This is a genomic window from Sphingobacterium sp. NPDC055346 (assembly GCF_053645235.1).
The window spans coordinates 132,850-144,783 of record NZ_JBSHMI010000007.1 but is presented as its reverse complement, the minus strand read 5'-3'; the positions used below and the strand labels follow the sequence as shown (position 1 = coordinate 144,783).

The window sequence follows — 11,934 nt, the reverse complement described above, 5'->3', positions numbered from 1 at the left end:
CTTATTTTAAATAGATATCAAACTCTGCTACTGAAAATTCTTTCCCCTCACTTAAGATCTCTTTGGGGATAAACCGTATATAATGAGCTTCATGGGCAGTATCAAAATTGATATTCTGTTCCGTTGCATTGGCTCGAATATTGGAAAATTCCCCTATGGCTGCCGTCTTCCACTCTTTTCCATCAATACTGGTCTGTACTTCATATTTGGAAGGAATTCCATTGATTTTGCGATCCTGTCTAGGCATATAGCTCATTCCTACGACCTGTTCTGTTTTTGGCAAACGGATTTCAACGAATTTTTGATTGCTTAAGATAGTTTCCCAAACCGTCTTGTCATTGTTGTCAGATGCCAGTTTTACATTTTTATCAGCAGAAATGATCGTGATCTGATCCTTGGCGATTTTTTTACGGTCGGCATGATCAAATTTAAAATCAGACTTCGCTTCCTTGAACAATGCAAAGTCGCTCAATGTAGGTGCAACAGGTGCATACAGTTTCAGTTTCAATTTGCTAGCGCGGATAGGTTGCTCCAATTTGATCAGTCTGGTTGACCCGATGCTGGTCGCAGAAGCCAATGGTTTCCAATTATCATCCGACCAAACTTCTACCTGAACACTATCCAAACGCTGTCCCAATTTGATATTTTCGCGCAATCTAATGAGGTCAAACTCTTGATCATGGGCCAGATTGATTTCTATGGTAGGATTCAGCACATCATCGTCCGAGGCATAATAAGTATACCTATCATTATCAAATAGATTTTTCTCGGAGAACTTTGCATGGTTTTCTCTAATATTACTCGCTTTTGCTGTAGCTCCAGCGGCTAAATTATCAGCGAAGGTTGACTTTAATTTTTCTCCAAAAGCAGCCAGTGATTTCACATCATTATCATGTAGGAGACCATTTGGCATTGGCGCCAATCCAAGATTCATATTGCCACCACGTCCCACTGATTTCAAATAAATTTCAAACAGTTGATTTGGTGTTTTCACCTTTTCGTTTTGGTCCTCATGATAGAACCATCCTGGTCTTTGGGGAACATCACATTCCGCAGGAATCCAGAATTCACCATTACGGTCACCGGATGGCAAATTGGAATCATCGACTTCACCAGGTACAGCTGGTTTACCAGGAGTTTTGCTCTTCGGAGTCAGGGTTGCCCAACTGGTTTCTGCAGCAAATCCTTTTTCATTTCCTACCCATCTCATATCTGGGCCGACATCCGAGAATATCATCGCCATGGGCTGAAGTTTTCTCACAATAGGCCAAGTCTTTTCATGCCACTCGTAATAGGTGGTACGGTCAATGGTCCGTTTTTCATTTTTTCCACCATAATAGCCATCTCCCCCGTTTGCACCATCGTGCCACGAAGTGAACAATGGGCCGTAGTTGGTCATTAATTCCGTAAGCTGCTCACGATAAGCATCTGCATAGGCTTTGGTGCCATATCGCGTATCATTTCTATCCCAAGCAGAAAGGTAAACACCGAATTCAAGGGCATTGTCATGCGAGGCTTGCATAAATTCTTTGACCATATCCCCTTTCCCATCACGCCAAGGTGAACTGGCTACACTGTATTGGGTCGTTTTAGTAGGCCATAAACAAAAACCATCATGGTGTTTTGCAACCGATATCAATCCCTTAAAGCCTCCTGCCGCTGCCGCTTTGGCAATTTGATTGGCATCGAACTTTGTCGGATTGAATATTTTTGGATCGGCATCACCGAAGCCCCATTCTTTATTCTGGAAAGTTGTCGGAGTAAAGTGAATCAGGGTGTACAATTCCATTTCATGCCATTTCAATTGTCTTTCACTAGGCAGGACACCGTAGGGTTTAGGCTCGGTCTGTCCAAAGGAAAGCAAAGGGCATAGTAACACCAAAGAAAGTAGGTTAGATCTTTTCATAAACGCGCTTAAAATAAACCCTCAAGATACAGAAAACTGCATAGAATCATGGGGAAAATTCGTTTTTTGATGTAATTTATTTAAAACAATAAGGATTTTTCATTAAACAATCGATTTCGTTGATAAACCAACAGCAGCCAATTGTAATCATAATTAATTCATCAAAATCTATTTTGAAGGTAGAAATTGAAAAACTGTGGTTTAAAAATCGGCCTGCACAAAGGTTTGCATAAAAATATTTTCAATTCAAGCTTAAAATTATCTTATTGACTTAGTGCTTTTTATTGAAAAGTGAATAAATTTGTTAATCATGAATAACGAACAATCTAAAATCATCCGCGAGCAAGCCAAACGTTCTTCATTGAGGGAGCATTCGGTACCATTATACTTAACCTCAAGTTTTATTTTTGACAGTGCTGAGCAAGGCCGTGCGGTCTTTGCTGACGAAGAGGAGGCCATGGTCTACTCTCGATATGCTAATCCTAACACTACTGAGTTCATCAACAAAGTCTGTTTAATGGAAGAGGCTGAAGCCGGATTAGCTTTTGCATCTGGAATGGGTGCAATCTTTGCCACTTTTGCAGCCTTTATCTCGCAGGGAGATCATATTGTATCTTCTAGAGCAATATTTGGTTCAACCCATCAGCTATTTACACAGCTGTTTCCACGTTGGGGAGTTACAACAACCTATGTGGATGCCATAAACCCTGAAGAATGGGAAAAAGCCATACAGCCCAATACTAAATTCATCTTCTTGGAATCTCCTTCTAACCCAGGTCTAGAACTAGTGGATCTGGAATGGCTAGGAGGTTTAAAGAAAAAATATCCAAATATCATTTTTGCAATTGACAATTGTTTTGCAACACCTTATCTACAGAAACCTCTTCCTTATGGTTTCGACCTTTCCATTCATTCGGCCACGAAATACATGGACGGACAAGGCAGAGTCTTGGGAGGTGTTGTAGTTGGTAAACAGGAATTAATGGACAAGATGATGTTCTTGATCCGTCACACTGGCCCAGCAATGTCTGCATTTAATGCATGGATTCTTTCAAAAAGTATTGAGACTTTGGGATTACGTATGGACAGGCACTGTTCAAACGCCCTTGCTCTTGCAGAAGAACTGGAGAAAAATGAGGAGGTTTTAGACGTGAAATATCCTTTCTTGCCATCGCACCCTCAATATGAACTTGCAAAAAAACAAATGAAAGCAGGTGGAGGGATTGTGACCATTGAAGTGAAAGGTGGCAAGGAGCGTGCTTTTAATTTCTTGGATGCATTAAATATGATCCTCTATACATCCAATTTAGGTGATTCTAGAAGTATAGCGACTCACCCTGCCTCTACTACCCACTCCAAGTTATCGGAAGAAGAAAGGGAAAAACTAGGTATCCGTCCCGGAACCGTCAGACTTTCCATAGGAATCGAAGATAAACAGGATATCATCGATGATATCCTTCAAGCCTTAGAAGCTTCTAAATAAACAAAAAAAACGGGAATTAAAGCCCGTTTTTTTTGTCTGGTATTGAGATTTGAGTATTGAGAGAGAACCTGTATTAAATTTGGTCATCACCAGAGATAAAATTTCTCACATCTCAAATCTCATATATAACATCTTATACTGCCGCTAATGCTGCTTCGTAATTTGGCTCTTCTGTAGTTTCTGCGACCTGTTCAGTGTATTTCACTTTTCCGTCTTCATCTACAACGACTACCGAACGGCTTAAAAGACCTTGAAGAGGTCCATCAGTAAATTTCACGTGATACGCATTGTTGAAGTTATCGTCTTTAAAATCGGATAAGGTCACCACATTTTCCAATCCTTCAGCTGCGCAGAAACGGCTCTGAGCAAAAGGAAGGTCTTTGGAAATACAAAGGACAACTGTATTATCTAAGCCAGAAGCTTTTTCGTTGAATTGACGTACTGACATGGCACAGGTCCCTGTGTCAATACTTGGGAATATATTAAGGATTACTTTCTTTCCTGCAAAGTCTTTCAATGATTTTTGTGATAAATCACCAGCTGTAAGTGTGAAGTCAGGAGCAACCTCACCTACTTTAGGTAGGTCTCCACCGGTATGCACTGCATTACCTTTAAATGATACTTGAGCCATATTTATTTTTTTTATCTGTTTATATTGAAAACCAATATACCTTAATTATGTTTTGATTAAAAACGATATGCACTCTTTTATCGAATCTTGACAATTAGTTTATAAATATTTATCAATTAATTTATAATAATTAACAGAATTTTACTATGTTAGCATATCAAATTAAATTTGAAAAACGCTAATCAATAATTACTATGAAACGATTATTACTCAGTTTGTTATTAGCTTCCCCTACGCTTTTGTTTGCACAGGGCTCCCAAGTTAATACCCAGAGCCAAAAAGCGGTGGGTATGGCTGGTGCAGGATCTGCACTTTTTATCGATGAAACTTCCATCGTATACAACCCTGGAGCATTGGTGAAAATGGAGAACAATGGGGTACAAATAGGTGGTAGCGCCATCATGTACAGGTCTGCTTTCCAGGAGGCTGGCAGCCCAGATGTACACCATACGAAATTTCAAATATCCCCACCTTTTGGTGCTTATGCCACTTTTGGTCCTAAAGGATCCTGGTGGAAAGCGGGTATCGGTGTATATACTCCCTTTGGTGGTGGAGTTGATTGGGGAACGGAATGGCCAGGTAAATTTTCATTGACGCATCTATCCATGCGTGCAATCTATATCCAACCTACAATTAGTTTTAAATTGACCGATCAGTTCTCTATCGGTGGTGGATTTGTTTACAACATCGGTTTGGTGGATTTAGGAAGAGCTCTTCCAGTTTTCTATCCGGATGGAAGAACAGGTCAGGCTACTCTGAAAGGAACAGGAACTGGTATGGGTTATAATTTAGGTGTTCACTACACGCTTGATGAAACCTTTGCTCTATCCTTAAACTACCGTTCAAAAGTTGTTACAAAACTGAAAGGTGGAGATGCCACATTTGAAGTACCAAATGCTTTGGCAGCCAACTTCCCGAATGGCAAATTCGACGCTGAATTACCTCTACCAGGTTCATTCAATGTCGGTATCACTTTCCCATTATCGGATAAAGTGGATGCAGCAATCGATGGATCCATTATCAATTATGACATCTACAAAGAATTGGTATTTGATTATGAAAACAACACCCCTGTATTGCAGGATACCCGTTCAGAGAAAAAATATCAAAATGCCTTTTCAGGAAAAGCTGGTCTGAACTATGAGGTGAATGACAAGCTTGATCTTCGCCTTGGGGCTGGATATGTCTACACACCGGTTCAAGCTAAATATGTTTATCCAGAAACGCCGGATAATAACCGTGTAATGGCGGCAGGAGGTGTAACCTATAAGTTTTCACCAAACTGGCAGATGTCAGCAGCTTATGTTTTCCAAAAGATCTTGAAGAGAACAACTACCAATGCTGAAACGCAATTGAGAGGAACGTATGAAACCAATATTCATGCTCCAGGTATTTCTGTTTCTTATTACTGGTAGTCCTTAAATTATGAAAACAATGAAAAAGAACTTTAAACTCTATATCGGACTTGCAATTTTAGGATTTGCGAGTTCATGTGCCCCGTCTTTGGATGAACTGGAAACCAGCAAAGGAACAGCTGATTTCTCAAAATTCATTGCCGTGGGTAACTCTTTGACTTCTGGATATGCAGACAACGGCCTTTATCTTGAAGGACAAAAAGTGGCATTCCCTAATTTGATGGCTGAGCAGTTTAAAACTGTTGGTGGCGGTGAATTTACTTCCCCTTTCTTCAGTCAGGAACAAGCAAATGGTTCAGGTTATATCCAATTGAAGTCTTTGGTTGATGGCAATCCAGTGATGGAGCCTGTGACAACCAATTTGGCAATCCGTGGAAAAAGCCCTAATGGTGGTCCATTATACACAAAACATACAGAGCCTATTCAAAACTTAGGAGTACCGGGTATGCGCCTGGATATGTCCATGGCTCCTGGAATTGGTACTGTTATGGGAAATCCTTATTTCGAAAGGTTATTACCTGATGGCACTCCTCAAACATTGAAGTATGTGGAATATGCGGCTTCTCATGAACATACGTTCTTCTCCTTCTGGTTAGGAAATAATGATGTTTTAGGCTATGCAACCAATGGTGCTGCTCCATCACAAGATCCAACAAAGAAATTATTGGATTTGGCAACTTTTGATTTTGCTTACAATACTTTTGTCAATGCACTGACTCAAAATGGCTCAAAAGGCGTTGTGGCGACTATTCCAGACGTTACGACTATTCCTTTCTTGAACACCGTAACTACAGCTCGCCTGAATGCCGCAGTAGAAGCTGCTTCTCGAGGTAAAGCTAAAAACGTATTCATCGCAACTAAAACAGGACCTAGAATGGCTACTGATGCCGATCTATTTGTGCTGACCTTCCCTACTACTTTATTGGGCAAGCCAAATGAGCAACAGATTCCTTACGGTATGCATCCATTGAACCCTATTGAGGATCAATACGTGTTGGATAAAGCTGAGGTAACTGAAGTTTCAGGGCGTGTAAAAGCCTTTAATGATAAGATTAAAGCGATCGCTGAATCGAAACAACTTGCTGTTGCTGATGTTCATGCTTTCTTAAACAAGGTGAAAGCAGGATACAACTACAATGGTGTTCACATTTCAGCAGCATTTATTACTGGAAACGCTTTCTCTTTGGATGGGGTTCACCTTACTCCAATGGGTAATGCTATCGTAGCAAATTTATTTATCGACGCTATCAACGCCAAGTACAAGGCAAAAGTACCTAAGGTTGATATCAGTTTATATCGAGGTGTAAAATACCCGAACTAAAAAACAAGAAACCCCCAAAAGATTTGGGGGTTTCTTGTTTTTTATCCGATCCGTAAGGGCATTCAATCCTCTTGAATGTCTATAATATGTAGTCTTTGTCTGTTCCTTTTTCGTCTTGAATGGATTTTGACTACCTTTAAAGTAATAAATCAAAAAACATGAAAGTACATATTAAAAGACAGAATCAAGCGGTACACTTCGAGGCATCCAGCGAACTTTCCCCAGTAACAGTTCATGTAGACGGCCCAGAATCAATTGGAGGCGAAGGCAAGGGCGTTAGACCGATGGAATTGGTATTGATGGCTCTAGGTTCGTGCAGTGCGTTTGATTTAACGACCATCTTGCAGAAACAACGTCAGGACATTCAAGATATACAAGTTGATGTGGAAGGTGAGCGTAGAGAAGAGATTCCTAATATCTTCACTAAGATCCATATTTCCTTCAAATTGAAAGGTGAGATCGATGAAGCTAAAGCCCAAAAGGCAGCCGAACTGGCCGTAAAGAAATACTGCTCGGTACATGACATGCTAGTGAACGGTGGTATTGAAATCACCTATAGCATCCAGATTAACTAATCCTGATTATTTAAGCACCAATTTAGAAGGGAATACCACATCTTGTGGTTTGTTGGTATATTCTTTCTTATCTATACAATCGAACAATATCTCGGCAGCTTTTTGAGCTTGTTTTTCAGGGTATTGTTCGATACTTCCCATTGGCGGATTATCCATATATTTCCATAAAGGATAATTTGCATAGCTAATGAAAAACATATCCTGATTGAGAACAATGCCTCTTTGTTTGGCATAGCGGATAAGATCCAAAGTCACGAAGTCATTAAAGGAAACAACGGCAGATGGTCGATCAGCTAAGGAGCAGATTTTATCCATTGCCTCTTCATTTCCATGTTCCGTAAGATCAGTATTGACAACAAAGCTTGAGTCTGCACCAATACCCTTCTTTTCCAGGGCATTTTGAAAGGCTTCTGCCCTTTCCTTTGATGCTAATAATGATTCAGGGCCATTGATCAGGGCAATTTTTCTATGCCCACGGTCTACGAAAGCTTCGATTGCTTCTATCATACCAGAGGCAAGATCGCTATATACCTTATGGACATGTTCTAGGTCGGGAACACAGTCAAAAAACACAATTGGGATTTCCGTTTTGGCAAGTAATTCCAAAAAGTCGGTATCACCAGTATTTTTACTCATGGAAATTAGGATTCCATCTACCCTATGCTTTTTGAAAGTCTGTATTATGTTCAGTTCCCTGTTTTCATCATCCAGGGATTGGCCAAGAAGCACGGTATATTTCTTTTCTTCGGCAACATTTTCGATCACACTGATGGCTTCAGAGAAAAAAGGTTCAGATAGTTTGGGCAGAATGACACCGATCGTAAAGGTCTTGCGTTGTTTAAAGAAAATAGCAGTTTGATTAGGCTCATAAGCCATTTCTTCAGCCATTTTCTTCACGCGCATAGTCGTGACCAACCCAATGCTTGGGTGATCATTCAATGCCCTAGACACAGTAGAAGGAGAAATCTTCAGTTTCCTTGCGATTTCTTTGATCGTGGTTGGTTTATTTCCTGCCATGCATCAAAGTTAATAATTATATAATGATAAATTAGTCCTTTATCATATTACGACGTGGTATTTTGTTCAATTCACGTGTAGTTCTGTTCACTGAACTTCGAACAGCAGCAGTTCTGCTGCTAGCCTTAGATCCAGGTCCAATCAGGATATTCAAGGCTCTGCGGGTCATATCTTCGCTTGGATCCCCAAACTCTTTGTAGAAGTTATCAAAAACATTCGGATAATCCGCAGGGATACCATCCCAGTAGTCTGTATAATTAGCTGCATTGATGATTTTGAATGAGGCTGCCCAAAGTCCAACTTTTCCAAGGATATCCTCTCTATAAAATCCGACTGGCTTACCATAGGTTGAAGCATCAGAACCAACAAGCTTAACATCCATATAAGGTTTCAAGGCAGAGATCACAATCTCACTCGCTGAAGCAGTATAATCACTCACCAAGAATACGACCTGTTGGATTTCAAGATTTCCATTATCCTTAACAAAGATTTCATCTTCAAATTCAGGATCACCCTTATCACGATCTCTTTTTAGGTTTTTGTTGAGGTCATATTTAAACATCACCTTTCCATTTCCTGATGAATTGATGATTTTATTGAGCAGATGGATTGCGGAACTCACATATCCCCCTCCATTATATCGTAAATCCACAATTAGCTTGGTCACATTTTGGCTTGCGAAAACCGCAAAAGTGGAGTCGATCCCTTTTTTCATTTTGCTGTCCGAGACACCTGACTCAAGTTCCTCAAAAGAGGATAGACCAATATATCCAGCTTTTTTTCCATTCTCTGTAAACACTTTACCTAATTGGAATGGCTGAATATCATAGGAAGTATAATTCAGATTATAGGTCTTTTGTACGTGTTGTGCATTTTCAGTCTTAATGCTCAGGGTATTTCCTTCTATATATTCATCCACCTTGGTTTTATTGGAATACACCATTTTCTTGTCACCCTGCATTTCAAGGACTTTATCGCCCCTTTTGATACCAACCGCAGCGCCAGGGGAACCACCTTCTACAAAGTAGACAAACAAGCTATCTCCACGACTTCCATCAAACGCCATATATAAGCCATATCCATCCGCTAAATCAGCCATTGCTGAGGCTTTGGAATCCGAACCGATATCTTCAATCCAAGAAAAGCGATCTAAAGGTCCATTGTAGGTGGGATGATACTTATAGTCCATCTTTTTAGGCGTGAGCCCCATTAGATAACTCAAAAGGTCATCTGCATCAGTATATTTATCTGTTAGACTGGAAATAGGATTTGCAACTGGAATGGAAGACTCCCAATAGGATGAATATTTATATTTAGAGTAAACACTATCTAACACCTCCTGATCAATGGTTCTGTCACCACCAGGTCTTGGTGGAGGGGTAATATCATTAAGATCCTTTTTACAACCGAATATGGAAACCAAGGTCAAAAGCACCAATAGTTTACTGAGAATAGCGTTTTTCATTTATAATATTAAGTAATATCGAAGCATGCAAAGATGATTCCAATAATTGACTTCCAAATTCGAAAAAAGATTAATCAACCTTTGGTATACTTCGAAGTTTCAGGTCCGGAAACTTGTACATATTATTTCGATGATCGTTCAATTCCGGAACTTTTATCTCTCTAGCTCCTTCAAGCCCAGTTTTTGTTGTCCTGCTAGATGCCCTTGCCCCCGCTCCTGTTCCGGTAATATCCGAGATGGCGGTAGCCAATAAAGCTTCTCTCTCATCCCCTAATTCTGTGAAGAAACCATCCGCAGCATTGGTGATCTTTCCTTTTAACCCATCGAAGTAATCTCCAAAACCATCTTTATTGAGCATTTGGAAAGATGTAATATAAAGATCTGCATAGCCATGTACCACTGGATACCCAAAAAAGCCGACCGGTTTGCCGTAGGTGCCTTTTCCATTGGTCGTAATGATCTGCACATCCATATAAGGTTTCAGCACGTTCATCACCAATTCACTGGCAGAAGCGGTTCCGGTAGTTCCTAAGAAGTAGACTCTTTGTAGGTTCAGGGCATTGGTCTTATTGAAGTTCACAGAGCGGAATGGAGCTTTAGGATTAGTTTCATCATCCCAACCCCATTCTTTCAGGTTCTTATTGATCTTATAATCATACATTTTACCTTTTGAACCAGCTGTAGGTACCAAAAGGTTTGACATCATTTCAGCTGTTGAAGTTGAACCTCCTCCATTATATCTTAAATCTATGATCAACTCATTCACGTTGGCCGTTTCAAATTCCTTGAATGCATTTGTCATGGCTGTATGGTAGCCATTTGGGCCAGATTCACTGAACACATTAACAAAAGAAGTATAAAAGATGTACCCAATTTTCTTACCATTGATTGTGAATATCTTTTTGACTAAGATTGGGTCGATATTATAAGCCCCACCAGAAACCGATACGGTTTTGGTTGTCGTTTCACCCGGTGCTTGAACCACCAAATTCAAGGTCTCCTTGCCTTCTACAACTTTATAGTAGTTTTCGATTGCCTTTTGTTCACTCTTGTTATAGTCCAGATTGCTATCACCATTGATGCTCACGATGCGCATTCCACGTTTTAATCCAGCCTTCTCACCTGGAGAATTCTTTTGCACATACTTGACATACATATTGGCCTCACTTGCATTCTGACTACTTATTGTAATGAAAATAGGCACAATACCAGTTTCTTTATGGACACCTTGCTGAATTTCCTCACTAACGGTGCCTTCACGGTCAACAAAACTAAAGCGATCTTCAGGAGCACTTCGTTTCAGTGCCGCCAGAACTCCTTCGGCATCCTGATAGGCATTCGTAAATGCTTTAAGGTCAGGTTGGCCTTTAGAATCGACTTTGGGCTGTGGGAGTTGATCTTCCCAGAGGGAAAGCGCTAAGGAGTAATAGTAAGTGGAGTCTCTTAAGAGAATTTCTTTGTCAGGATCTCGACCATCATCGGATGGTTGAACCGGGTCTTTTTTACAGCTAGCTCCAAAAAGCAATGAAAGCAGTAAAAAAGGAAGAACAAATCTTTTCATCATAACCTAGCTATATTGTCTTCAATGAAAATCAAATCACTCTGTGTTACATGACTTTCTGAAGCAATATAGTTAAATGGTTCAATATTTCTGAAATTTAACTCATCGATAAAATAAATTTTAACATTTCGGTCAAAACCTTGCCAATCAAGATGTTTTAGTTTATTTAACTGTAACGCTGGATTCCCTTTGGTTAATATGGCGATCTGTCCGCCATGTTCAAGAATAGAAGCAAATAACAGCTTGATTTCATTAAACAGGAAAAGTTTCAAGGGAAGATGTCCATTCACCATTAATCGTTCTAAGTTTTCCTTATAATCGTTGCTGAAATTGAATTTTTTGGCAGTTTGCTCATATAGATCATCCTCTCCATTTTCAAGATATTGATCTTTCATGAAGTTCACTAGTTCGGTGGAGATCGGTCTACCTTCAGTAAACTCAACAAACTGCGAAAAAAGATAATAGATCTGCAATAAATAGTCTTTTTTTGGAAAAAGGACATCATCTATTTCAAATAGATATAGTTTTTTATCGAGAGGAATATTTGAAAAATCGATCAT

General features: G+C 39.8%; 10 protein-coding genes. 4 read left to right on the top strand and 6 right to left on the bottom strand.

What is annotated here, in order from left to right:
* Nucleotide 1: 1 nt before the first annotated feature.
* Nucleotides 2–1,906, bottom strand: coding sequence for an alpha-L-fucosidase (locus ACWICE_RS15110; RefSeq protein WP_454298693.1), 1,905 nt, complete (start codon nucleotides 1,904–1,906; stop codon nucleotides 2–4).
* 310 nt (nucleotides 1,907–2,216) lie between these two features.
* Here ACWICE_RS15110 and ACWICE_RS15105 point away from each other — a divergent pair, with 310 nt between their 5' ends.
* Nucleotides 2,217–3,389, top strand: coding sequence for a trans-sulfuration enzyme family protein (locus tag ACWICE_RS15105; protein WP_454298692.1), 1,173 nt, complete (start codon nucleotides 2,217–2,219; stop codon nucleotides 3,387–3,389).
* Between the two features lie 133 nt (nucleotides 3,390–3,522).
* On the opposite strand, the gene tpx is transcribed toward ACWICE_RS15105, so the two are convergent.
* Nucleotides 3,523–4,020 carry a thiol peroxidase gene (gene tpx, locus ACWICE_RS15100; protein WP_185213371.1) on the bottom strand — a complete coding sequence of 166 codons (498 nt, stop codon included), beginning with the start codon at nucleotides 4,018–4,020 and terminating at the stop codon, nucleotides 3,523–3,525.
* Nucleotides 4,021–4,214: 194 nt separating this feature from the next.
* Here tpx and ACWICE_RS15095 point away from each other — a divergent pair, with 194 nt between their 5' ends.
* The 3 genes from ACWICE_RS15095 to ACWICE_RS15085 all read left to right on the top strand — a co-directional run bounded on the left by ACWICE_RS15095 (nucleotide 4,215) and on the right by ACWICE_RS15085 (nucleotide 7,331).
* Nucleotides 4,215–5,435, top strand: a complete 1,221-nt coding sequence (locus ACWICE_RS15095) for an OmpP1/FadL family transporter (RefSeq protein ID WP_185213370.1) — start codon at nucleotides 4,215–4,217, stop codon at nucleotides 5,433–5,435.
* 19 nt (nucleotides 5,436–5,454) lie between these two features.
* A complete protein-coding gene (locus ACWICE_RS15090; protein WP_454298691.1) occupies nucleotides 5,455–6,756 on the top strand; it encodes an SGNH/GDSL hydrolase family protein in 1,302 nt (433 codons plus the stop codon).
* 158 nt (nucleotides 6,757–6,914) lie between these two features.
* Nucleotides 6,915–7,331, top strand: a complete 417-nt coding sequence (locus ACWICE_RS15085; RefSeq protein ID WP_185213368.1) for an OsmC family protein — start codon at nucleotides 6,915–6,917, stop codon at nucleotides 7,329–7,331.
* 6 nt (nucleotides 7,332–7,337) lie between these two features.
* On the opposite strand, the gene ACWICE_RS15080 is transcribed toward ACWICE_RS15085, so the two are convergent.
* The 4 genes from ACWICE_RS15080 to ACWICE_RS15065 all read right to left on the bottom strand — a co-directional run bounded on the left by ACWICE_RS15080 (nucleotide 7,338) and on the right by ACWICE_RS15065 (nucleotide 11,934).
* On the bottom strand, nucleotides 7,338–8,348 hold the full coding sequence (locus ACWICE_RS15080) for a LacI family DNA-binding transcriptional regulator (RefSeq protein WP_185217686.1): 1,011 nt from the start codon (nucleotides 8,346–8,348) through the stop codon (nucleotides 7,338–7,340).
* A gap of 31 nt (nucleotides 8,349–8,379) precedes the next feature.
* Complete coding sequence (locus tag ACWICE_RS15075; RefSeq protein WP_454298690.1) at nucleotides 8,380–9,813, bottom strand: S41 family peptidase; 1,434 nt, start codon at nucleotides 9,811–9,813, stop codon at nucleotides 8,380–8,382.
* 70 nt (nucleotides 9,814–9,883) lie between these two features.
* A complete protein-coding gene (locus tag ACWICE_RS15070) occupies nucleotides 9,884–11,377 on the bottom strand; it encodes a S41 family peptidase (RefSeq protein WP_454298689.1) in 1,494 nt (497 codons plus the stop codon).
* Entirely contained in the window at nucleotides 11,374–11,934 is a 561-nt protein-coding gene (locus tag ACWICE_RS15065; protein ID WP_454298688.1) for an HAD hydrolase-like protein, read from the bottom strand. The genes ACWICE_RS15070 and ACWICE_RS15065 overlap by 4 nt, the downstream gene beginning before the upstream one ends.